The following is a 22,332-nucleotide window of genomic DNA, read 5'->3' as shown; positions in this document are numbered from 1 at the left end:
CGATGAGCGGCTTGATTCCCGTCGCCGAGGCTTTGTCCCGCATCCTCGCGAGCGTCGCCCGGCCCGTCGAGGCCGAGAGCGTGCCGCTGGCCCGCGCCGCCGGCCGTGTGCTCGCGGCTCCGGTGGTGTCGACCCGCACGCAGCCGCCTTTCCCGGCCTCCGCCATGGATGGCTACGCCGTGCGTGCGGCCGATGCGGGAACGGTGGGCGCGCGCCTCACGCTCGCCGGCACCAGCGCCGCCGGCCATGGCTTCGCGGGCACGCTCCAACCCGGCGAGGCGGTGCGGATCTTCACCGGCGCCCCGGTGCCTGAGGGCGCCGACGCCATCCTGATCCAGGAGGATGCCGAGGCCGAGGGCGAGACCGTCCGCGTCCGCGAGGCGGTGGAGCCGGGCCGGTTCATCCGCCGGGAAGGCCTCGATTTTTCGGCGGGGCAGGTGCTCCTCGCCGAGGGCCTGAGTCTCGACGCGCGCCGCCTCGCTCTGGCCGCCGCCGCCGGGCATCCGCGCCTCGACGTACGCCGCCGACCACGGGTCGCGATTCTCGCCACGGGTGACGAGTTGGTCGAGCCCGGCGCGACACCCGCCTGGGACCAGATCGTCGCCTCGAACAGCCTCGCGCTGGCCGCCCTCGCGAAGGAGGCCGGCGCCGAGACCATCGACCTCGGCATCGCGGCCGACGACCATGCGGCGCTCGAAGCCGCCTTCCGTCGGGCGCGGGAGGCGAAAGCCGATCTGCTCATTACCCTCGGCGGCGCCTCGGTGGGCGATCACGATCTCGTCCAGGCGGCGCTCGCCCGCGAAGGGCTCGAGCTCGGCTTCTGGCGGGTCGCCCTGCGGCCGGGCAAGCCGCTGATGCACGGGCGTCTCGGCGACATGCTGGTGATCGGCCTGCCGGGAAACCCGGTCTCGTCTATCGTCTGCGGGCTGCTGTTCGTGGTGCCGGCCATCCGCGCGATGCTGGGCGATCCGCAGGCGGGGGCCGACCGCAGCGAGCCCGCGCGCCTCGGCCGTGACCTGCCGGCCAATGACGGCCGGGCCGATTACATGCGCGCGAGCCTCGCCATCGAGGCGGGGCAACTCCCCGTCGCCACGCCCGAGAACCGGCAGGATTCGTCGATGCTCGCCGTGCTCGGCCGCTCGGAGGCCCTGCTCATCCGCGAGCCGCATGCCGCGCCCGCCAAGGCCGGCGATCCGTGCCGGATCATCCGGCTCGACCGGCGGCTCGTCTAAGGCGCCACCCGCCAGATCTTCAGCGGCCCCCGTGACGGCTCCGGTTGCAACCAGTCCGTGCTCGCCTCGCCGCGCGTGAGCCGCGTGGCGAAGGCCGTCTCGGGCTGGAGGTCGTCCGCCGGGCGCGTCGGGCAGGCCACGAGATAGGTCGCGCCCTGCGCGGCCATCGCTGCGCGCAGGTCCGCCTCGGTGCCGCCGAGCCCTTCGAGGGAGGCCGCGATCTGCGGCACGGCCCGGTGATAGGGCGCGGCCACCACCGCATGGGGCGTGTGCAGCAGGATCGCCGGCCCCATGAAGACGGGTGCCAGCACCGTGCCGCGCGGCAGGATCGCGAGATCCCGCAGGGCCGTATCGGTGAGGCAGCCCCTGGCGCCCTCGGGGTCCTTCGCGGTCCGCGTCCAGGGCAGGAGCGTCTCGCCCAGCACGGCCGGCGCGATCCAGACCGTGCTGATGAGCCCGGCAGCCGTCACCGCCGAGAGCTTTTTCCAGCGGAACCCGGCCGGGCCGAGCGCCCGGTCGATGAAGGCCCCCGCGACGAGGGGCACGAGGCCGCTCGCGACGTAGAGGCCGCGAAATTCCATCAGCCCCATGATCGATCCCGGCCACAGGAGCGTGGCCGCGACCGCCCAGGGACGCCCCCGTCCGGCAAGGCAAGTGGCGGTGAGCGTCGCGAGGATCAGGACCGGGTAGAAGACCAGCACCTCCCATTGCCCACGGGCAAGGAAGGTCGCCGCGCTGGTCATCTCGTTGACCTTCAGCAGCCAGTGGTCGCGCACCACGGCGGTCATCCCGGTGAACGGCCCGGCGAGGCAGACGGGGAACAGGCTGGCGACGGCGCCGATCACGGCGAGACCGAGCACGGCCACGGCGGCGAGCCGGGAGGCCGAGCGCGCCAGCATCCGGTCGAGACCGGCGCAGGCCAGCGTGAGCATCATGCCGCCCCCCGCGAGGGTGAGCCACGGTGGCGAGAGGGCATCGCAGGCGGTGATGCCCCATCGGGCCGGGGCGGTCTGCACGCCGAACAGGATCGGCGCCGCGAGCCCCAGGCCGAGGCCGAAGCCGGTGAAGGCGCCGAGCGCCGGCCGTCCGCGCAGGATCCAGTCGCCGCACAGGAACAGGGCGCCGGCCGCGACATAGGGCAGCCCTTCGAGCCCCACCGCCATCGACGCGGCGGCGAGCATCCCCGCGATGAGCCCGGCCCGGCCACCGCCGCGCATCAGCGCCAGCGCCATGCCGAGGACGATGGTGAGTTGCAGACCGTGATGGTCGACGCGTCCGGCGGAGAATTGCACGGTGACGCCGATGGTCTGCGTCGCGATCACGAGGGCGATCAGCCCGGCCCTCCCGCCGAACATGGCGCCGGTCCCGCGCATCAGCACGAAGGCGTACAGGCAGAAGAGCGCGATCGGCCAGAAGGCGGCGGCGAGGCCCAGCGCCATGTCCCGGCCGACCAGTGGCGTCAGCAGCAGGATCAGCCCGGCGAGCGGCGCATCCACCAGCCGCGACCAGTGGCTCACGATCCCGGCGGGCGGCCCGAAACGGTGCTGAACGAGATCGAACCAGCCCTGGCCGTTCAAGAGGTCGCGAACCTCCGCGAGGCGCATCGCGTCGTCGGGATCGGGCACGCGCAGGTGGTGGATCGTGGCGGCGATGTCGGCCGGCGGGGCCAGGGTCGCGAGGCCGAAGGCGGCGAACAGCCAGAGCAGGATCGCCGGGTTGATCCGCGTCGCGGGCAGGGTGGCCGGCGGGGCTCGGTCCGGCATCGTCGTCTCGTCTCCCACCACCCGAAGGGCCGCCGGGCAGCGCTTTCGTAGAAGCATGGTTGGGTTAACCAATCGTCAGCCGTTGCTTCCTAGGGTTGTGCCTGCGCGGAGCCGACCTGATGTTCACACCGACATTGCAGCGACGGGAGATCGCGATCCTCGTCGGCGGGGCGTTCATTTCGGCGCTGTCGTGGCTCGCGATGATCCCGTGGAACATCCACGGCTGGATGATCGGCGCGCCGCTCGGCCGGGATTTCGTGAATTTCTGGATGGCGCCGCGCCTCGTGCTCGCGGGGCAGGGTGCCCTGCTGGTCGATCAGCCCGCCTACAGCGCGGCGATCAAGACGGCATTTCAGATGACGCGCGATCCGCTGCTCATCTTCGTCTACCCACCGCATTCGCTGCTGCTGTTCGCGCCCGTCGCGGCCCTGCCGTTCCTGCCGGCCGTGCTGCTCTGGACGGCCGCGAACCTGGCGGCCCTTGCGCTGACGACGCGCCTCCTCCTGCGCGGATCGCCCGCGTGGGGTCCGATCCTCGTGGTCTGCCTGTCGCCGCCCGCCGTGGCGATGATGATGTACGGGCATTTCGGCGGGCTGCTGGCGCTCGCCACCACCGTCGCGCTCATCGAGGCGGGGCGGCGGCCCTGGCTCGCGGGGCTCTGCCTCGCGTTGCTGTCGATGAAGCCGCAATTCGCCTGCGCCATCGGGCTGATCCTGCTGCTGTCGGGGCATTGGCGCTGCCTCGTGGTCGGCGCCATGGCGACCCTGGCCCTCATCGCCGCCTCCGTGGGCATGTTCGGGATCGAGGTCTGGCAGCGCTTCGTCACCATCACGATGCCGGTGCAGAGCGCCTTCATCACCCAGTTCGACGCGAAGATGATCGAGACCTCGGTCACGGCCTATTTCGCCGCGCGCTATTCCGGCCTGCCGGCCGGCGCCGCCTGGGTTCTCCAGGGTGTCGTCAGCGCGGCCTGCCTTGCCTTCGCCGTCGCGGCGATGCGGCGGGACGTGCGGGAGCCCGGTGCGCTCGCCGTCATCATCCTCGGCGCCTTGGTGATGCAGCCCTACGTCTCGCATTACGATCTCGCCATCGCGGCGCCCGCCCTGGCGCTGCTGGTCCTCGGCCGGGCACCCGGCGCGGCGCCGATGACCGTCGCGGCGTGGCTGCTGCTGCCGATGGCGCGCATCCTCATCGTCTTCGATCTGCCGATCCTCGGCGTGCTGGTGCCGGGTGCCCTGTTCGCCCAGGCCATGCGCCTGTTCAGGCCACAGGGACTCACCCTTCCCCGCAACCGCGCCCTCGACGCGGCGGCCTGACGTTCCGATCCCTTCCAGCCGGCGAGCTTCACAATGGCACGCGTTCTCGTCACGGGCGGTTCCGGTTTCCTCGGCTCGCTCCTCGTCCGCCGCCTCCTCGACGAGGGCCACCTCGTCACGAGCGTGGATCTCCTGCCCGCCACCATCGCGGCGCCGGGCTTCACCGCGATCGTCGGGGATATCCGCGACCGGGCGCTCCTCGACCGGCACCTGCCGGGCCACGAGGCGGTGTTCCACTGCGCGGCGCTGCTGGCCCACGGCACCATCAAGCCGCGCGAGCTCTGGGCGAGCAATGTCGAGGGCACGCGAACCCTCGCCCGGGCGACGGCCTCGGCCGGGATCCGCAGCCTCGTCTATATTTCCAGCAACTGCCTCTGGGCGCGCGGCTTCGACCGTCCCGTGCGCGAGGACGATGCGCCCGCTCCTTGCGAAATCTACGGCGCGAGCAAGCTGGAGGGCGAGCGCATCCTGGCCGCCCATGCGGGGCATTTCGCCACGACGGTGATCCGCTCGCCCACGATCATCGACGAGGGGCGGCTGGGGCTGCTCGCCATCCTGTTCGACTTCATCCGCGAGGGCCGCCGGGTGTGGCTCGTGGGGGAGGGGAGCAACCGCTACCAGTTCATCTACGCCAAGGACCTGATCGCGGCGATGCTGCTGGCGTGGCGGCAAACCGCCTCCGGCGTGTTCGGCATCGGCGCCGACGATGTCGGGTCCATGCGTGAGACCTTCGAGCACGTCATCGCCCATGCCGGCACCGGCGCCCGCACCGCGCATCTGCCACTGAAGCCGACGCTGCTCGCCATGCGTGCCGCGCACGCGCTGCGCATCTCGCCGCTCGGCCCCTACCATTACCGCATGATCGCCGAGAGCTTCGTGTTCGACACCAGCCGAATCAAGGCCGGTCTCGGCTGGCGACCGACGCTGACCAACGGCGACATGCTGCTCGCCGCCTACCGCTACTACGTCGCCAACCGGGCCGAGATCGCCGCCCGGCGGGACGTCTCGGCCCACCGCCAGGCGGCGAACATGGGTGTGATCCGTGTTCTGAAATGGGTTTCGTAGAGGCAGCGAAGTCTTAACCGTCCGCCGACATTAATCAGGCCGACGCGCGCTGAATTGTATCGATCCGGGCCGGAGCGACTGATGAGCCACCACACCGAGACCCTGGTGATCGGCGCCGGGCCGGCGGGTCTGACAGCCTCCTATCTGCTCTCGAAGCATGGCCGCGAGGTCACGGTGCTGGAGAGCGACCCGGCGCAGGTCGGCGGCATTTCACGCACCGTTTCGCACAACGGCTACCTCTTCGACATCGGCGGCCACCGCTTCTTCTCGAAGTCGAAGGCGGTGGTGGACCTGTGGGACGAGATCCTGCCCAACGATTTCATCGAGCGCCCGCGCTTGTCGCGGATCTATTACAACGGCAAGTACTATGCCTATCCGCTCAAGGCCTTCGAGGCACTGAAGAATCTCGGCATCGCCACCAGTGTCGCCTGCGTCGCCTCCTACCTTTACGCCCGCGCACGGCCGGTTCAGGATCCGAAGAACTTCCACGAATGGGTGCGCAACCAGTTCGGCGAGCGCCTGTTCTCGATCTTCTTCAAGACCTACACCGAGAAGGTGTGGGGCCTGTCCTGTGATGCGATCTCGGCCGATTGGGCGGCGCAGCGGATCAAGGGGCTCGATCTCGGCGCGGCGATCCTCGACGGGGTGAAGCGCTCGCTGGGCCTGCGCAAGCGCCAGAAGGCCGGCGGCCCCGTCATCAAGACGCTGATCGAATCGTTCCGCTATCCGCGCCGGGGTCCCGGCATGATGTGGGAGGCCGCCGCCGCCAAGACGCGGGCGCAGGGCGGCAAGGTGCTGCTCGACCGCATGGTCGATTCGCTCACCTTCGACGCGGGCACCGGCCTCTGGACCGCCTCGGCGAAACGCGGCGACGGCAGCCGTGAGACCTTCACCGCCAAGCACGTGATTTCGTCCGCGCCGGTGCGCGACCTCGTGAACGCCATCCGCCCGCGTCCGCTGAGCACCTTCAACGCGCGGGCGCTCGCCTACCGCGATTTCGTGACGGTGGCGTTGATCGCCAAGTCCGACAAGACCTTCCCCGACAACTGGATCTACATCCACGACCCGTCGGTGAAGGTCGGCCGGGTCCAGAACTTCCGCTCGTGGTCGCCGGAGATGATCCCGGACGAGGCCCATACCTGCCTCGGCCTCGAATATTTCTGCTTCGAGGGCGACGGGCTCTGGACCTCGTCGGATGCGGATCTCGTCGCGCTGGCCAAGGCGGAGATCGGCCGCATCGGGCTCATCGACCCGGCGGATGTGGTCGACGCCTGTGTCGTGCGCCAGCCGAAGGCCTATCCGGTTTACGACGAGGATTATTCCGCCCACGTCGCCACCGTGCGCCGGGAATTGCAGCGGGATTACCCGACCCTGCACCTCGTCGGCCGCAATGGCATGCACAAGTACAACAATCAGGACCACGCCATGATGACGGCGATGCTGACCGTAGAGAACATCCGCGCCGGCACCCGCCTGCACGATGTCTGGCGGGTCAACGAGGATGCGGAATACACCGAGGCCGGAATCTCGGGCGCTCAGGAAGCCCTGGGCAGCGAGCGCTTGGTGCCGCGCAAGGTCGCGTAACGCGACCTCGACCCGAGGCTCTGGCCGTGAAAGTTTGTAGGCCCCTCGCCCCGCTTGCGGGGAGAGGGCCGCGACGACCCCGTTGTCGGCGCGGCGAGGCGGCAGCCGAAGGTGAGGGGGCCTGCCGAACGAGGCTCCTCCGGTAAGCCCCCTCACCGCCGCTGCGGCTTCGCCTCCGCTTCCCGCCGACACGACGAGGTGTCGGTGGACCTCTCCCCGCAGGCGGGGAGAGGGGTTGCCCGTGCCTTGGTGGCGGGCGGGTCTGAGAGAGCGTCGGCGGTGAGCATTCCCCTCGCCCCGCTTGCGGGGAGAGGGCCGCGACGACCCCGTCGTCGTCGCGGCGAGGCGGCAGCCGAAGGTGAGGGGGCGCCCCGAACGAGGCTCTTCCGTCCAGCCCCCACACCGCCGCTCCGGCTTCGCCTCCGCTTCCCGCCGACACGACGAGGTGTCGGCGGGCCTCTCCCCGCAGGCGGGGAGAGGGGGTTACCGCGTCCTTTCGGTCTCGGCGATCACCTTTCGTACCCTGTCTCCAGCCGGCCCCCGATGTCACTGCACGAGGGCCTGTCACGTCAGCGACATAACCGCCGGAACCGAACCTGTCCGAAGTTTCACGCGACAGGTTCCTCCCCTGCCGCTATCTCGCCACGACCCGCAGCCATGTCCGCGGGTTCCGTCCGTTCGCGGTCGGGGGGGGGGGCGTGAAGGGAGATGGGTGTGGCGGCGATCAGGACCGGACTCGGTATCCAGGCCGTAGTGACCGCGCTGTGCGCGCTGGTCCTGCTGGCGTTCCCCGGCGTGCCGAGCCCTCCGCTCTACGTCTCCCTGGCCGGCTTCGCGATGGCGGCGATCCTCGTCGCGTCCAACGGCATCTCGGCCTATCTGAAGGTCTTCGTCTCGGTCTACGGCGTCGGCTATCTGCTGCTCGCGGGATCGCGGGCGCTGGCCGAGGCGGGCGTGCTGCCGCCCTTCCTCGCCGCCCTGCTGCCGCCGGCCTTCGCGGCGACCGGCGCCGTGGTCTTCGCCGGCATCGTGCTCGGCATCTCCTATCTCGAGCCGATCCGCGCCATCACCAACATCGCCGATCCGTATTTCGCCAACCGCGATGCGCCGACCAAGGAAATCAGCCTGTTCCGGTGGTTCGGCAGCACCGAGGGGCGGATCGGCCGCAACCTCGTCGCCCTGTCGATCTTCGTGAACTTCGCCGACGTCGCGCTGACGCTGCGGTTCAATTTCTTCTACCGCGACATGTACAACTCCCTGCAGGAGTACAACGCGGAGGCGTTCTGGCATCAGCTGCTGTGGATCTTCGTGCCGCTGGCCGCGCTGAACATCGCCATCGGCATGTTCGACCTGTTCGTTGATTCCTCCCTGCTGATCCGCTGGCGGACGTGGCTGACGCATAGCCTCACCGACCGCTGGCTGGGGGAGGGCACCCATTACCGCATCCCCTTCACCGACGAGGAAGCGGACAACCCCGACCAGCGTATCCAATCCGACGTCGATGCCTTCATCCGGCAGACGGCGAGCCTGTCGATCCGGCTTCTGAGCCAGGCGGCGCAGCTCGTGTCCTTCATCGTGATCCTCTGGACCATCTCGAAGGACTTCGTGCTGCCCTTCACCGATACGGTCGTCCCGGGCTTCCTCGTGTGGCTCGTCATCGCCTACGCCGTGGTCGGCACGTGGCTGACGCATCTCATCGGCCGCCCGCTCATCGGGCTGAACTTCCGCCAGGAGCGCGTCGAGGCCGATTTCCGCTTCTCGCTCGCCCGCAACCGCGTCTACTCGGAGCAGATCGCCCTGCTGCGCGGCGAGAAGGCCGAGGCCAGCCGCCTGTCCTCGCTGTTCCACATGGTGGTGGCGAACTACACCGGCATCATCTTCCGCCGGATCAAGCTGATCGCCTTCACTTTCAGCTACCGGCAGGCGAGCGTCATCTTCCCTTACCTGATCGCGGCGCCGTCGTTCTTCGCCAAGAAGATCACGCTCGGGGCGCTGCAACAGACCGGCAACGCCTTCGGCCAGGTGCAGACCTCGCTGTCCTTCTTCGTGGACGCGTACACCACGCTGGCGGCCTACAAGGCCAACACGATCCGTCTCGGCTCCTTCCGCCGGGCGATGACCAAGGCCGAGGCCATGGCCGCGACGGGCGGCGGGCTCATGCAGGGCAACGCCACCTCCGGGGGCGTCACCGCCACGGGCCTCGCGCTGGCCCTACCGGACGGCCGCGAAATCGTCGCCGCCGACACGCTCGCGCTGCCGAAGGGTATGGCGACCCTCGTCACCGGCCCCTCGGGTTCGGGTAAGTCCACCCTCTTCCGCGCCATCGCCGGCATCTGGCCCTTCGGTCGGGGCCGCATCGACGTGCCCGCCGGGCAATCGGCCCTGCTCCTGCCGCAGCGGCCCTACATTCCGCTGGGGACGCTCCGCGATGCGGTGGTCTATCCGAACGAACGGTCGCGATTCTCGGACGGCGAGATCCGGCAGGCGCTCACCGACGCGCAGTTGCCGCAACTGATCGACCAGCTCGACGTGGACGATGTGTGGGAGCGCCGGCTTTCCGGCGGCGAGCAGCAGCGTCTGGCCATCGCGCGAGCGCTGCTCGCCAAACCGGCGTGGCTGTTCCTCGACGAATCGACCGCCTCGCTGGACGAGCCCTCGGAGGCGAAGATCTACCGGATGCTGCGCGAGCGGCTGCCGGAGACGACCATCGTCTCCATCGGCCACCGCTCGACGCTGGAATCCCTGCACGACCGCAAGGTGGTGCTGGAAAAGGAGGGCACGCATTTCGTGCCCCGCGAATCCATGCAGGCGATGCCGGCGGAGTAAGCCGCCCTCAGGCGGCCTTCCGCAAGCCGGAGGCCGCCCGCGCCGCCGCCTCGATGGCGGCGGGATCCGGCGCGCCGGGCTTCACCACCCAGCTCCCGCCGACGCAGAGCACGGAGGGGAGGGCGAGCCAGTCCGGGGCGGTGGCCTCGGTGATGCCGCCCGTGGGGCAGAAGCGCACCTGCCCGAACACGGCCGATTGCGCCTTCAGCGCCTTGATGCCGCCCGCTGCCTCGGCCGGGAAGAACTTGAACCGGTCGAGCCCGTGGTCGAGCCCGCGCATGATGTCGGCGGCAGTCGCGACGCCCGGCAGGTAGGGCACGCCGTTCGCCTTGGCGGCCTCCGTCAGCGGCGCCGTCAGGCCCGGCGAGACGATGAACTCGGCGCCGGCCTTCATGGCGGCGTCGAGATCGCGGGGGTTCAGCACCGTCCCGGCGCCGACCACCGCGCCCTCCACCGATGCCATCTCGCGGATCACGTCGAGGGCGGCGGGCGTGCGCAGGGTGACTTCGAGCGCGGTCAGCCCGCCCTTCACCAGCGCCTCGGCGATGGGACGGGCCTGGGCCACGTCATCGATCACCAGAACCGGGATGACCGGCACGGAGCGCATCAACGTGTCGATGCTGGCGAGGTCGTTCATGGTGCCGTTCCTTTCCGTTACCTGGGATCCCACCCAATGCCCTCATCCTGAGGTGCCCGCCTCGGCGGGCCTCGAAGGAGGCGTCCAGATGCCTCCGCGATCCCTGGAGCCCTCCTTCGAGGCGGCTGCGCCGCACCTCAGGATGAGGTTGTGAGGGGGGGTGAGCGTGAGTGTTCTCTCGCCTAGAGGCCGGCGGCGGCGAGCATGGCCGAAGCGCCCTGCTCGGCCCCGTCTGCGCCGATGCGCATGAACGCGAACAACTCCCGGCCCGTGCCAGCTTGCGGCTTCGGAGTCGGCGCGAGGTCACGGGCAGCGAGGTCGGCCTCGTCCACCAGCACCTCCAAACGGCCCTCGGGGGCCGAGAGACGCACCATGTCACCGTCGCGCAGCCGGGCGATGGTGCCGCCGGCCAGGGCTTCGGGGGTCAGGTGGATCGCGGCGGGCACCTTGCCCGATGCGCCGGACATGCGCCCATCCGTCACCAGCGCGACCTTGAAGCCGCGATCCTGCAACACGCCGAGCGGCGGGGTGAGCTTGTGCAGTTCCGGCATTCCGTTGGCGCGCGGACCCTGGAAGCGCACGACCACCACCACGTCCCGCTCCAGCTCGCCGGCCTTGAACGCCTTCAGCACCTCATCCTGATCGTCGAACACCCGCGCCGGGGCCTCGATGACATGACGCTTCTCATCGACGGCGCTGGTCTTGAAGGTCGCGCGGCCGAGATTGCCCTTCACGAGGCGCATCCCGCCATCCGGCTGGAACGGGCGATCCGGCCTGCGGATCATCGTGTCGTCCAGGCTCTCGGGCACCGCGTCCTCGAACACCAGTTCCTCGCCCGAGAGTTTCGGGTCGCGGGCATGGTCGCGCAGGCGCGAGCCGGAGACGGTGAGGATGTCGTCGTGCAGCATCCCGGCATCGAGCAGGGCGGACATCACGAAGCTGATCCCGCCCGCCGCGTGGAAATGGTTCACGTCGCCCGCGCCGTTCGGGTAGACGCGGCAGATCAGCGGCACCGCCGCCGAGAGCCGGTCGATATCCTCCCAGTCGATGACGATGCCCGCCGCGCGGGCGATGGCCGGCAGGTGGATCGCGTGGTTGGTCGAGCCGCCCGTGGCGAGCAGGCCCACGGTGGCGTTCACGATGGCCTTCTCGTCCACGCACTTGCCGAGCGGCCGGTAATCGTTGCCGTTCGCGCCGATCTCGGTGAGGCGGTGGATCGCCGCGCGGGTCACGGCCTGCCGCAGCTTCGTGCCGGGGTTGATGAACGAGGCGCCCGGCATGTGCAGGCCCATCATGTCCATCATCATCTGGTTGGAGTTGGCCGTGCCGTAGAACGTGCAGGTGCCGGCGCCGTGATAGGAGGCGGATTCGGATTCCAGCAGTTCCTCGCGGCCGACCTTGCCCTCGGCGTAGAGCTGGCGGATCCGCACCTTCTCCTTGTTGGCAAGGCCCGAGGGCATCGGCCCGGCCGGGATCAGGATCGTCGGCAGATGGCCGAAGCGCAGCGCGCCGATCAGCAGGCCGGGCACGATCTTATCGCAGATGCCGAGCAGCGCCGTGCCGTCGAACATGCCGTGGCTGAGCGCCACCGCCGTCGAGAGGGCGATGGTGTCCCGCGAGAACAGCGACAATTCCATGCCGCGCTGCCCTTGGGTGACGCCGTCGCACATGGCCGGCGTGCCCCCCGCCACCTGGGCGGTGGCACCGCGCTCGCGGGCGAAGACCTTGATCTGGTCCGGGTAGCGCCCGTACGGCTGATGCGCCGAGAGCATGTCGTTGTAGGCGGTGACGATGCCGATGTTCATCGACCGCCCGGCCCGGATCGCCGCCTTGTCCTCGCCGGAGGCCGCGAAGCCGTGGGCGAGGTTGCCGCAGGCGAGCGTCGGCCGGTGGACGCCGGATTCGCGCTCGCGCTCGATCAGGTCGAGATAGGCGCGGCGGCTGTCCCGCGAGCGTTCGACGATGCGCGCGGTGACGGCCGCGACTTCCGGATGAAGGTCGCTCATGGGTGTTTCTCCTGCGGCATGCAGGTGAGTCTTTACTCCAGAAATTGCGAGGGGATCACGACCGCATCGCCACCCGCCCCGCGTGACGCGCATGCCGGGCGGGGGCGAGAGGGATCAGTATTCCCAGAAGATGCGCTGAAGCTCCTTCGTGTCGCTCGTCTTGGTGAGCGCCACGGCGGCGAGGAGCTTGGCCTTCTGCGGGTTCAGATCGTGGGAGACGACCCAATCGTACTTGTCGTCGGGCTGCTCGGCGTTGCGCACCACGTATCCGTCCGGCACCCGCGCCGAGCGGATGATGATCGTCCCCTTGGCGCGGATGTCCTTGAGCTTGTCGACGAGGTAATCGGCCACCGAGCCGTTGCCGGTGCCGGCATGGATGATCGCCTTGGCGCCGGCCAGGACCTCGGTGTCGTAGACGGCCGGGATCATGTTGCCCGAGCCGTAGACGATGCCGACCAGCGGCAGGCTGTCGATCTGGTCGATGTCGAACTCGGAACTCGTGTTGTGGCGCTTGGCGAGCGTCCGGTAGAAGTAGGTCTTGCCCTCGACCACCATGCCGAGCGGACCCCACTGGCTGAAGAAGGCGTTCGGGACGACGTTCGTCCGCTTGGTCACGTCGCGACCGCTCTGGATGTAGTCGCCCATCGTCACCGTGACGCCCTTGCCGATGGCCTCCCTGCTGCCGGCCACCGTCACCGCGTCGAGGAGGTTCAGGGCGCCGTCCGCCGAGAGGGAGGTGGACGGGCGCATCGAGCCGACCACGACGATGGGCTTGTCGCTCTTCACGACGAGATCGAGGAAGAACGAGGTCTCCTCCAGCGTGTCGGTGCCATGGGTGATGACCACGCCGTCCACGTCGTCCTGCTTCAGCAGCGTCGAGACGCGCTTGGCTAGCTGGATAAGCTTCTCGTCGGTGAAGCTTTCCGAGCCGATCTGGAAGGCCTGCTCGCCGCGCACGTTGGCGACGGTCGTGATCTGCGGCACGGCGGCGATCAGCTTGTCCACCGGCACCTTGGCCGAGGCGTAGCTCGCGCTGTTGGTGGCGTCCGCCCCCGCGCCCGCGATGGTGCCGCCCGTGGCGATGATGACCACGTTCGGCTTGCGCGCCTCGGTCGTCGCCTGTGTCTCCGGCATCTCCTTCGCGGCGAGGGGCGCGGCGTGAAGGCCGATGGCCAGTGCCAGCGGCAGGGCCGCAGACCGGAGGAAGCGATGACGAAGCTGCATGTAGAATCTCCCGCGAACGATTTTCGCAGTGCGGGGATCGTAGTCGCAGCTTAGCGGGTGGCAAGCCGTTCCACGGATTCTGGATCACTATTCAAGCTTAGGCGTTATTCCTTCTCGGACAGAGAACGGAGGTTGCAATGCCTGACCTTTCCGAACTGATGGACGAGTTGCAGGGCAGCGAGATCGCCCGCGAGGCGATGGCGCATCTCGAAGCGGCCCTCGCCCACCGCAGCGACGCCGAGCGCGGCGCCTTCTGGCGGGCGGTGGACCTGTATTACTTCTCTCGCAAGGCGCCGCCCGAGCCGGTACTCGCGGCCGACGAGGCGGCGGCCTCCCTGCAAGCCTAGAACACCGAGATCAGCACAATCCCGGCCACCATCACGGCGGCTCCGAACAGGCGCGCCTTGCCGGCCTTCACCTGCTTCATCCCGAGCCACCCGAAATGGTCGAGGGCGACGGAGGTGAGCAGGTTCGCGGTAATGAGCAGGCCGTTGAATGCTCCGGCCCCAACCTTGTCCACGAAGAGCAGCCCGGCGAACACCGCCACCGCCCCGGTGATGCCGGCCAGCGGCATGTACCAGCGCACGCCCGCGAGGTCCTCGCGCTTCGGCAGCGGGGTCGGGCGCAGCAGAAAGATGAAGGCGAAGACGAACACCACCGGAATGAACGAGATGGTGGCGGCGAGCCAGGGGTTCACCACGGCGCCACGCAACTGCGCGTTCCACACCACGCCGATGGCCATCAGCATGCCGGCCACGATGATGAACGGGTAGAGCAGCTTACCGGCGGTGCTGGTGTGCTCGTCGCCGTCCTTCTTGCCGCCCGAGCGGGCGATGAACACGACGCCGATGGCCATGAGCAGGCCGCCGAGCCAGGGAAGCGGCTTGAAGCCGGCCGCCTGCAGGCCGAACAGGCCGAACGCATCCATCGCGAGGGAGGTGATGATGTTGGCGGTGAGCGTCAGGCCGTTGAACGGCCCGGCGCCGACCTTGTCGATGAAGGCGAGGCCGCCGAACACCGCCACCGCCCCGGCGACGCCGCCGAGCGGCGCATACCACGGCATCTTGGAGAGGCTGTCGAGGGTCGGCAGCGGCGTCGGCATCGCGAAGAACAGCGTCGTGAAGACGAAGACGATGGGCAGGAACGACACCGTGGCCGCGAGCCAGGGGTTGACGACCTTGCCGCGCAACTGCGCGTTCATGGAGTTGCCGAGCGCCTGAAGGCACCCGGCGATGATGATGAAGGGATAAAGAAGGGTCGCAGTCACGCCGCGTGATCTCCGGTCTTCGACAGGGTCAGAGGTAGAGAAGCGCGGCCAGCGCCAGGATGAGGGCCGGCGGCATCACCAGCACCCCGAGCTTGAGGAAGCGCCCGGCCGAGACGTCCTGACCCTCGCGGCGGATCGCCGTCAGCCAGAGGATCGTGGCCAGAGACCCGGTGACGGAGAGGTTCGGCCCGACATCGACGCCGATGAGGATGGCGCCCGCCACCTTCTGCGAGACCTGCGCCGTCTGCACCGCCGCGCCCGCGAGCAGGCCGGCGGGAAGGTTGTTCACGAGGTTCGAGCCGAAGGCGACGGCCGCGCCGCCCGCCCAGGCTGTCGCCATCGGGTCGGCGCCGGCATAGGATTTCAGCGTGTCAGCCAGCATCTTGAGGACGCCGGTCTTCTCCAGGGCCTCCACCAGCACGAACAGCCCGGCGACCAGCGGCAGGACGCTCCACGACACGTCCTTGGCGACCTCCACGACGCCACCGCGCTTGATCGCGAGCACGACGATGGCGGTGGCGAGGCCGGCGATGAAGGTCGGCAGGCCGAGCTCGATGCCGGCCGCCGACGCGCCGATCAAGGCGGCACCGGTCAGGACGATGCCGAGCCCGGCGACCTTGCCGCCGGTCTCCAGCGGCTTCGTCTCGACGTCGGCCTCGATGTCCTGCTTGAGCGCCCCGTTCTGGGTGACGCGCAGGACGAGGTAGGTCGTCACGATGGCGAGCAGCGAGGGGAGGGCGAACAGGCGGAGCCACGTCCCGAGCGGGGGCATGTTCTGCGCGAAGACGACGAGGTTCGCCGGGTTCGAGATCGGCAGCACGAAGCTCGCCGCGTTGGCGATGAAGGCGCAGATGAACAGGTAGGGCAGGGGGTCCTTCACCTTCGCCGTCTTGGTCGCGGCATAGACGGCGGGCGTCAGCACCACGGCGCAGGCGTCGTTGGAGAGGAACACGGTCACCACCGTGCCGACGATGTAGACCAGCAGGAACAGGCGCGTGGCCGAGCCCTTGGCCGCGCGCACCGCGAGGCTCGCCAGCCAATCGAACAGGCTTTCCTTCCGGGCGATCTCGGCGAGCAGCATCATGCCGATCAGGAACAGGTAGACGTCCGTGCCCTTGGCGACGCCGTCGATGGCGACCTGCCAGGGCAGGAGGCCGAGCACGACGAGGAGCGCGGCGCCGAGCACCGCCCAGATCGCCTCAGGCCAGGAGAAGGGGCGCAGGATCACGCCCAGCGTCGCCAGGGCGGCAATCCCCCAGGTCGCAAGGTTCGGTGTCAGGGTCAGGGCACCCATCGCGGCGTCGGTCTTTCGGTCAGAAGGAAAAGGGAAATCACCAGTCGCGCCCGGCCCTGTTCGGGCCGAGCTGATCGCCGCGCACGCCCTTGTCGAGCCATGCGCCGAGGCTGCACGCATCGCTGCCGGGGCGGTCGGGACGGGTCGGGCTGAGGAACACGCTGCCGGCCGGTTCGATGACGTCGCGGTCGATGTAATCGGGGCCATGGCCGGGCCAGCGCGGATGGATCGCCTCCACCGCGATGCGCCGGGCGCCGTAGGGCCACTCGACGGAGGCGGTGTAGGCGTGCCCGTCGGCCGTGCTCGCCATCGCCTGCCAGGGTCCGTCATCGACGCGGCAGCGGCAGACCGAGGGCGCCTCGTCCGACAGGACGACGGCGCGCACGGTGATGAAGCCGGCCTCGTCGGCTCTCAGGCCCCGTGTCGCGAGCCGCCGGTCGGCGGGATGGGTGACGAGCACGAAGGGATCGGTCCTGTCGAGGGGCCGGAAGCGCCAGCTCACCTCGCCGCCGTCGATGGCGCCGACGGCGTAGCCGACCGAGCCGTCTTCGTTCTGCCCCACGGAGCGGGCGGCGGCGTAGGTGGTGCGGCCGTCATGGGCCAACTCGTTGTAGTGGGTGTGCCCCATCTCCACGAGGCGCACGCCCTGGCTCCAGAACAGGCCGGCGACGTCCTCGGCTTCCTTCTTCTCGAGGTCGTCGGGGTAGCTGTGCATGAAGACCGCGCAGGTCTTCCCCTCGCGCCGGGCGCGCACGACCTCCTCGCTGAGCCATTGCATCTGGCCGGAGCCGAGGCGGAAATCGAGGCCCTTGCCCTTCTGGCCGAAGCCAGCGCTGACCATGTCCACGAACAGGCAGCGCACGCCGCCATGATCGGCGGCGTAGTAATATTGCGGGATCGGCTTGCACTCGGGTTCGAGCCCAGGGCCGGCAGGCGGCTGGAACAGGTCGTTCGCCACGCTGGGGTATCGCTCGGCCATCACCACCGCGTGGAAGCGCGCGAAATCCTGCATCGAGCCGTATTGCCGGTCATGGTCGCCGGGGATGAGCAGGACCGGAAGGGTCGGGTGGGCCGCCAGCGCCTCCTCAATCAGTGCGTATTCCCCGGCGGCGCCGTTCTCCGCGATGTCGCCCGGCAGGTACACGAAGTCGAAGGCGCCGCGATCGAACCGGGCGATCTGGTCGAGGATCGCCACGAGGTCCTGGTGATGGCGCGCGTCCCGCACCGTGAGGTGCTGGTCGCCGACATGCAGGAAGACGAAGGGCCGGGACGACCCGTCCGGGGGAGGCGTGCTCATGCCGGCCGCTCAGGCTGTCGCGGCGGCGCGGGGCAGGGTGCCGCCGCCGGGCTGTTCCGCGATGCTGTCGCGGGTCTCCGGCATCAGCACGAGGTAGAGGGCGAAGCCGACGCCCGCGATGGCCGCGAGGCTGAGGAATGCCGCCGAGTACCCGGCCGAGACGATGATGACGCCCGCCAGCGTCGCGCTGAGCGATGCTCCGACGCCCTGCGCCGTCGCGACCGCCCCCTGCGCCGCGTTGAAGCGTCCGCCGCCGCGCGTCAGGTCGGCCACGACGACGGGGAACAGCGCGCCGTAGATGCCGGCGCCGATGCCGTCGAGCAGCTGGACCCCGACGAGCCAGAACGGATTGTCGGAGAAGGTGTAGAGCACGCCCCGGATCGCCAGGATGCCGAAGGCCACGAGGAAGATCGGCTTGCGTCCGATGGCGTCGGCCTTGGCGCCGACGAAGATGGCGGTGGGCACCATCACGCATTGCGCGGCGACGATACAGACCGCGATCAGCGAGGTCGCGTGATCCTTGCCCGAGATATGGGTGAGCAACTGGCCGACCGAGGTCAGCATCGCCGCGTTGGACAGATGGAAGATCGCGCAGAGCACGGCGAAGAGCAGCAGGCCCTTGCTCTTCAACAGGGTCTTCAGACTCGAGGGCTCGTCCTCTTTCTTCTCTTCCGGCGTGGTCATGCCGCGGGCGAGATCGTCGTCGATCTCCTTGGCCGGCACGAGCAGCATCGCGCCGATGGAGAGGGCCGCGAGGATGCCCATCAGCCAGAACACCACCACCGGCCCGAAGAAGTAGGCGAGGCCGCCCGCCGCCGCCGCCGAGACGGCATTGCCGGCATGGTTGAAGCCCTCGTTCCGGCCGATCCGCTTCGAGAACATCTTGGGGCCGACGAGGCCCAGGGTGATCGCCGCCAGGGCGGGCGCGAAGATCACGCCCGCGACATGGGCGAGGGATTGCGTGGCCGTGACGACGTAGAAATTCGAGACGAACGGCAGGACGAGGCAGCTCGCCGTCACCGCGATGGCCCCGCCGATCACCACCAGCCGCTTGTGGTCGGTCCTGTCGATGAAGGCGCCGGCGGGGGTCTGCGCCACGAGGCCGAGGATGCCCGCGATGGTCATCACGAGGCCGGTCGTCGCCTCGTTCCAGCCCTGGTCGGGGCCGCGCACGGCGATGAGGTAGATCGCCAGATAAGGGCCGAGCCCGTCGCGCACGTCCGCGAGGAAGAAGTTGAGCGCGTCGAGGCCACGCAGGGCCTTCGCCGAGGGAGCCCTCGTCGTCCCCGTCCGCGTCTCGTTCGGCACCGCCGACCCAGCCATGCGACCAACCCTCCCGATTGTCCGCGCCTGCGAACCGAGCGCGACCATGACGCGCCAGGGCAAGCACAGTTCCGGGACACGGTCTCCAATGACGTTTAGTTGAGCAGAACAGGCAGATCCATCAGCTTTCGTGGTCTTCGCCGGTCGATCCTCTGTCGGATTTAGCGACATCCATTGTCGTGATTTGCGACAGGTCCGGTTCATCGGCGGCGAGGCCGTAGCGGTCGATCTTGGCGTAGAGCAACTGCCGCTGGATGCCGAGACGCTTGGCGGCCCGGCTCCGGTTGCCGGCCTCCGCAACCAGCGCCCTCGCGATCATCCGGCGTTCCAGGCGTGCCACCGCACCCGGCAGGTCGGTATCCTCGTCCTCGGGCGCGACGGCCTCCGCTGTGACGGCGCCGGGCAGATCGATCTCCTCGGGGGCGATCAGCCCGCCGCGCACCAGGAATGCGGCGCGCTCCACGACGTTGCGCAGCTCGCGGACATTGCCGGGCCAGGGATAGGCGAGGAGCCGCGCCGCCGCGCCAGCGCTGAGGCGCTTGCCGAAGGCGGCGAGGAAATGCTCGGCGAGCGGCACGATGTCGGCCAGCCGCTCGCGGAGAGGCGGCATGACGACGGGCACCACCGCGAGCCGGTAATAGAGGTCGGCACGGAAGCGGCCCTCCGCCACCAGGGCGGGCAGGTCGCGGTGGGTCGCCGCCACGAGACGGACGTCGATCCGCAACGGACGGCCACCGAGGGGCGTGACCGTCCGGTCCTGGATGACGCGGAGGATCTTCGCCTGCATCGCGGGGGCCATGTCGCCGATCTCATCGAGGAACAGCGTGCCCCCGGCGGCCTGCGCGAAGGCGCCGCTGCGGTCGGCGGTGGCGCCGGGGAAGCCGCCGCGCGCATGGCCGAACAGTTCGATCTCCAACAGGTCGGGCCGGATCGCGGCGCAATCGACGGGCACGAACGGCCTCTCGCGCCGCGCCGAATAGGCGTGGAGGGCGCGGGCGACCTCCTCCTTGCCGGTGCCGGTCTCGCCGCCGATCAGCACCGTGGCGGGGCTGTCGGCTACGAGGCCGATGGTCTTCTGCACCCGGCGCATGGCCTCGCTCGACCCGACGAGTCCACCCGCCGGGCGCTTGCCCTCCTGCACCGGATCGGGCCGCGCGCGCTGGAGCATCCCGTCGAGGGCGGCGGCGAGGTCGGCCCGGCCCACGGGCTTGGTCAGGTGGTCGTGCGCGCCGAGGCGCATCGCCTCGATGGTGTTGGCCGGGCTCGCATAGGCCGTCAGCACGAGGACCGGCGGCGGCTCAGCCTGCGCGCGGATGCGGGCGAGCGTCGCCATGCCGTCGAGATCGCCCGGCATCCGCAGGTCGAGGAGCACGGCGTTCACGCCCCCCGCCGCGAGCCGCGCCAGCGCCTCGCTGCCGCTCGCCGCGACGAGCGGACGGTGGCCGAGGTCGCTCACCGTTTCGGCCAGCCCCTCGCGCAGGGCGGCGTCGTCATCCACGATCAGGACGGTCGCCATGGCAGCTCCATGATGAAGGTGGCGCCTTCGCCCGGCGCGGCGGGCGCCAGCGAAACATCGCCGCGATGCGCCCGTGCGATCTCGCGGACGATGGCGAGGCCGAGGCCGGTGCCGCCGGGGCGGGCGGTGGCGAAGGGCTCGAAGATCACCGCGCGAAGCTCGGGATCGACGCCAACGCCGGAATCCGAGATCGCGATCGTCAGCAACACGCTGCCGGCGCGGACGATCCGCCCGGCCTCGACGCGGACGCAGCCGCCATCCGGGCTGTGCTGGATGGCGTTGAGGATCAGGTTCTCCACCGCGCGCATCACCTGTGCCCGGTCGAGATGGGGATCGTCGCCCGGCGGCAGGGCGCCGGCCTCGACGGCGATGCGCAGGTTGCGCGCCTCGGCCAACTCGCGGTGATACTGCGCGCATTCCCTCAGCAACGGGCCGACCGGCACCGGGCTTCGGGCGATGGAGCGTGGCTGCGTCAGGTTCAGGAGGTCGCGCAGCAGGGCATCGACGCGGGCGATCTGGCCCAGCACCGATTTCAGCGCCGTCGCCGTCCGCTCGGGCTCACCGCTTACCAGGGCGTTCTCGGCCTTCAGCCGCATGGCGGCGATGGGGTTGCGGATCTCGTGGGCGAGGTCGGCGGCGAGGCGCCCCACCGCCGCGAGGCGTTCGGCGGCCACGGCCCGCTCGCGGGCGGCGCGCAATCGGCCGCCGGCGGCATTCAGGGCATCCACCAACCGGTCGAGTTCCGATTCGCCCGTGCGCGGCAGGTGCGGCAGTTCCTCCTCCTCGGCGAGGGGCGAGGCGAGGGTCGCCTCCAACTGCGCGATCCGCCGCGAGAAGCCCATGAGGAACCGGCCGAGGAAGATCGCGGACCCGGCCACCGTCACCGCGAGGAAGGCGAGGCCCACCAGCAGGCGCGTGTAGGAGGGGCCCTCGGCGACGTGGGCGCGCATCATCGTCCAGGCGGCGGCGTCCGGCCCGTAGGCGCGCAGCGGACAGCCCTGAAGCACGAGCACCTGCGTCCGGTTCGGCCGCCGCAGCGTCACGGCATGCTCGACCTGCAACGCCTCGGCCGTCACCGCCGCGATGACCGGGCGTTCCGCCTCCGGCAGGTCGGTCTTCGGGCCGGTGCCCTCGTAGGTCGGGAAGGCATAGGCGACCGAGCCGCCCGATGCCGTCCAGATGCCGCCCTCGACGCCGGGCAGGGATTCGAGCGCCAGGGCGACGACGCGCTCCGGGGCGGTGCCCGGCGGGAGCGAACCCTTCCGCCCGGCCACCCGGTCGATGATCTCGCGGCATCCGCGCGTCACCGCCACCTCGGCCTCGGCGACCTGCACGGCGGTGGATTGGCCGTAGAGGCCGTAGAGCAGGAGGCCCGTCGCCGCGCCGGAGGCCAGCAGCATCATCCAGAGAGCGGTGAGCCTTGCCCGAAGGCTGTTCGTCCTCAAGGCCGGTTTCCGCGCGGCACCGTGTGGCTCCCGGGTCCGCCCGGCAGCGACATCGTGACCGATGGGGGCCGAGGGGGTTGGAGGATGGCTGTCAGCGGGGCATCCTGCGGCGCGCAAAGTCAATCACGTGTTTGGAAGGGACAGCGCCATTGTCCACGCCCGCCCTCGTCAATGCGAGCACGCTCGCCGAACTCGGCGACGTGATCGGGCGGGATAGATTGGAGAAGCTGATCGCCCGGTTCTCGCAGGCGCTGGCGGATGCGTTCCCGGAGGACGAGCGCCCGGCCGCCGATGTCGGTCGCGAGGCGCATACGCTCATCTCCATGTCCGGTATGCTCGGCTGCGACGCCTTCAGCGCCGCCTGCCGCGCCCTCGAACGCCAGGCGAAGACCGGCGACGCGATCGCCGGCCCGCTCGCCGAAGCCCGCCGCCTGCGCGACGAAACCCTCGGCGCTCTGGCGGAGAAGGCCCGGGCCGTGGCCCAAGCCCAGGGCTAGCGCGTTTTCGGGAAAACCCGGATCATGCTGCGCCTCCCGT

17 protein-coding genes are annotated in these 22,332 nt (G+C 69.9%); 7 read left to right on the top strand and 10 right to left on the bottom strand.

Annotated elements, in window-relative coordinates; all coding sequences use genetic code 11:
• The first annotated feature begins 2 nt into the window (after window positions 1-2).
• Complete coding sequence (locus ACS5Q7_RS04685; protein WP_478338260.1) at window positions 3-1,232, top strand: molybdopterin molybdotransferase MoeA; 1,230 nt, start codon at window positions 3-5, stop codon at window positions 1,230-1,232.
• Here ACS5Q7_RS04685 and ACS5Q7_RS04680 read toward each other — a convergent pair.
• Window positions 1,229-2,995 (bottom strand): hypothetical protein, encoded by a 1,767-nt coding sequence (locus ACS5Q7_RS04680; RefSeq protein ID WP_478338259.1) that lies wholly within the window; start codon window positions 2,993-2,995, stop codon window positions 1,229-1,231. The genes ACS5Q7_RS04685 and ACS5Q7_RS04680 overlap by 4 nt on opposite strands.
• 119 nt (window positions 2,996-3,114) lie before the next feature.
• Here ACS5Q7_RS04680 and ACS5Q7_RS04675 point away from each other — a divergent pair, with 119 nt between their 5' ends.
• The 4 genes from ACS5Q7_RS04675 to ACS5Q7_RS04660 all read left to right on the top strand — a co-directional run bounded on the left by ACS5Q7_RS04675 (window position 3,115) and on the right by ACS5Q7_RS04660 (window position 9,786).
• Window positions 3,115-4,311 (top strand): glycosyltransferase family 87 protein, encoded by a 1,197-nt coding sequence (locus ACS5Q7_RS04675; RefSeq protein ID WP_478338258.1) that lies wholly within the window; start codon window positions 3,115-3,117, stop codon window positions 4,309-4,311.
• Between the two features lie 33 nt (window positions 4,312-4,344).
• Window positions 4,345-5,376 carry an NAD-dependent epimerase/dehydratase family protein gene (locus tag ACS5Q7_RS04670; protein WP_478338257.1) on the top strand — a complete coding sequence of 344 codons (1,032 nt, stop codon included), beginning with the start codon at window positions 4,345-4,347 and terminating at the stop codon, window positions 5,374-5,376.
• Between the two features lie 81 nt (window positions 5,377-5,457).
• On the top strand, window positions 5,458-6,960 hold the full coding sequence (locus ACS5Q7_RS04665) for an NAD(P)/FAD-dependent oxidoreductase (RefSeq protein ID WP_478338256.1): 1,503 nt from the start codon (window positions 5,458-5,460) through the stop codon (window positions 6,958-6,960).
• 714 nt (window positions 6,961-7,674) lie between these two features.
• On the top strand, window positions 7,675-9,786 hold the full coding sequence (locus ACS5Q7_RS04660; RefSeq protein ID WP_478338255.1) for an ABC transporter ATP-binding protein/permease: 2,112 nt from the start codon (window positions 7,675-7,677) through the stop codon (window positions 9,784-9,786).
• A gap of 7 nt (window positions 9,787-9,793) precedes the next feature.
• Here ACS5Q7_RS04660 and eda read toward each other — a convergent pair whose 3' ends face one another.
• From eda to ACS5Q7_RS04645, 3 genes are all read right to left on the bottom strand, one after another.
• Entirely contained in the window at window positions 9,794-10,423 is a 630-nt protein-coding gene (gene eda, locus ACS5Q7_RS04655; RefSeq protein WP_478338254.1) for a bifunctional 4-hydroxy-2-oxoglutarate aldolase/2-dehydro-3-deoxy-phosphogluconate aldolase, read from the bottom strand.
• A 182-nt stretch (window positions 10,424-10,605) separates the two neighbouring features.
• Window positions 10,606-12,429: a phosphogluconate dehydratase gene (edd, locus tag ACS5Q7_RS04650; RefSeq protein ID WP_478338253.1), complete on the bottom strand. Its 1,824-nt coding sequence runs from the start codon at window positions 12,427-12,429 to the stop codon at window positions 10,606-10,608.
• 114 nt (window positions 12,430-12,543) lie between these two features.
• Window positions 12,544-13,653, bottom strand: a complete 1,110-nt coding sequence (locus ACS5Q7_RS04645) for a type II asparaginase (RefSeq protein ID WP_478338252.1) — start codon at window positions 13,651-13,653, stop codon at window positions 12,544-12,546.
• Window positions 13,654-13,790: 137 nt separating this feature from the next.
• On the opposite strand from ACS5Q7_RS04645, the gene ACS5Q7_RS04640 reads away from it, so the two are divergent.
• Window positions 13,791-14,000, top strand: coding sequence for a hypothetical protein (locus tag ACS5Q7_RS04640; protein ID WP_478338251.1), 210 nt, complete (start codon window positions 13,791-13,793; stop codon window positions 13,998-14,000).
• Here ACS5Q7_RS04640 and ACS5Q7_RS04635 read toward each other — a convergent pair.
• From ACS5Q7_RS04635 to ACS5Q7_RS04610, 6 genes are all read right to left on the bottom strand, one after another.
• Window positions 13,997-14,920, bottom strand: a complete 924-nt coding sequence (locus ACS5Q7_RS04635; protein WP_478338250.1) for a DMT family transporter — start codon at window positions 14,918-14,920, stop codon at window positions 13,997-13,999. The genes ACS5Q7_RS04640 and ACS5Q7_RS04635 overlap by 4 nt on opposite strands.
• A 28-nt stretch (window positions 14,921-14,948) precedes the next feature.
• Complete coding sequence (locus ACS5Q7_RS04630) at window positions 14,949-16,214, bottom strand: arsenic transporter (protein ID WP_478338249.1); 1,266 nt, start codon at window positions 16,212-16,214, stop codon at window positions 14,949-14,951.
• A 37-nt stretch (window positions 16,215-16,251) separates the two neighbouring features.
• On the bottom strand, window positions 16,252-17,511 hold the full coding sequence (locus tag ACS5Q7_RS04625; protein WP_478338248.1) for a metallophosphoesterase family protein: 1,260 nt from the start codon (window positions 17,509-17,511) through the stop codon (window positions 16,252-16,254).
• Between the two features lie 9 nt (window positions 17,512-17,520).
• Complete coding sequence (locus tag ACS5Q7_RS04620) at window positions 17,521-18,834, bottom strand: MFS transporter (protein WP_478338247.1); 1,314 nt, start codon at window positions 18,832-18,834, stop codon at window positions 17,521-17,523.
• A gap of 121 nt (window positions 18,835-18,955) precedes the next feature.
• Window positions 18,956-20,350: a sigma-54-dependent transcriptional regulator gene (locus tag ACS5Q7_RS04615; RefSeq protein ID WP_478338246.1), complete on the bottom strand. Its 1,395-nt coding sequence runs from the start codon at window positions 20,348-20,350 to the stop codon at window positions 18,956-18,958.
• On the bottom strand, window positions 20,335-21,795 hold the full coding sequence (locus ACS5Q7_RS04610; protein WP_478338245.1) for a sensor histidine kinase: 1,461 nt from the start codon (window positions 21,793-21,795) through the stop codon (window positions 20,335-20,337). Before ACS5Q7_RS04610 ends, ACS5Q7_RS04615 begins: the two co-directional genes overlap by 16 nt.
• A gap of 149 nt (window positions 21,796-21,944) precedes the next feature.
• Here ACS5Q7_RS04610 and ACS5Q7_RS04605 point away from each other — a divergent pair, with 149 nt between their 5' ends.
• Window positions 21,945-22,292: an Hpt domain-containing protein gene (locus ACS5Q7_RS04605; protein ID WP_478338244.1), complete on the top strand. Its 348-nt coding sequence runs from the start codon at window positions 21,945-21,947 to the stop codon at window positions 22,290-22,292.
• The last annotated feature ends 40 nt before the right edge of the window (window positions 22,293-22,332 follow it).

The organism is Methylobacterium sp. Gmos3, from assembly GCF_056430985.1.
Note: the sequence above shows the minus strand (reverse complement) of the source record. Positions and strands in the feature narration are given on the sequence as shown.

Coding starts and splice junctions, on each gene's coding strand:
- ACS5Q7_RS04685 (WP_478338260.1), top strand. CDS start 3: ATGAGCGGCTTGATTCCCGTCGCCGAGGCTTTGTCCCGCATCCTCGCG.
- ACS5Q7_RS04680 (WP_478338259.1), bottom strand. CDS start 2,995: ATGCCGGACCGAGCCCCGCCGGCCACCCTGCCCGCGACGCGGATCAAC.
- ACS5Q7_RS04675 (WP_478338258.1), top strand. CDS start 3,115: ATGTTCACACCGACATTGCAGCGACGGGAGATCGCGATCCTCGTCGGC.
- ACS5Q7_RS04670 (WP_478338257.1), top strand. CDS start 4,345: ATGGCACGCGTTCTCGTCACGGGCGGTTCCGGTTTCCTCGGCTCGCTC.
- ACS5Q7_RS04665 (WP_478338256.1), top strand. CDS start 5,458: ATGAGCCACCACACCGAGACCCTGGTGATCGGCGCCGGGCCGGCGGGT.
- eda (WP_478338254.1), bottom strand. CDS start 10,423: ATGAACGACCTCGCCAGCATCGACACGTTGATGCGCTCCGTGCCGGTC.
- edd (WP_478338253.1), bottom strand. CDS start 12,429: ATGAGCGACCTTCATCCGGAAGTCGCGGCCGTCACCGCGCGCATCGTC.
- ACS5Q7_RS04645 (WP_478338252.1), bottom strand. CDS start 13,653: ATGCAGCTTCGTCATCGCTTCCTCCGGTCTGCGGCCCTGCCGCTGGCA.
- ACS5Q7_RS04640 (WP_478338251.1), top strand. CDS start 13,791: ATGCCTGACCTTTCCGAACTGATGGACGAGTTGCAGGGCAGCGAGATC.
- ACS5Q7_RS04630 (WP_478338249.1), bottom strand. CDS start 16,214: ATGGGTGCCCTGACCCTGACACCGAACCTTGCGACCTGGGGGATTGCC.
- ACS5Q7_RS04625 (WP_478338248.1), bottom strand. CDS start 17,511: ATGAGCACGCCTCCCCCGGACGGGTCGTCCCGGCCCTTCGTCTTCCTG.
- ACS5Q7_RS04620 (WP_478338247.1), bottom strand. CDS start 18,834: ATGGCTGGGTCGGCGGTGCCGAACGAGACGCGGACGGGGACGACGAGG.
- ACS5Q7_RS04615 (WP_478338246.1), bottom strand. CDS start 20,350: ATGGCGACCGTCCTGATCGTGGATGACGACGCCGCCCTGCGCGAGGGG.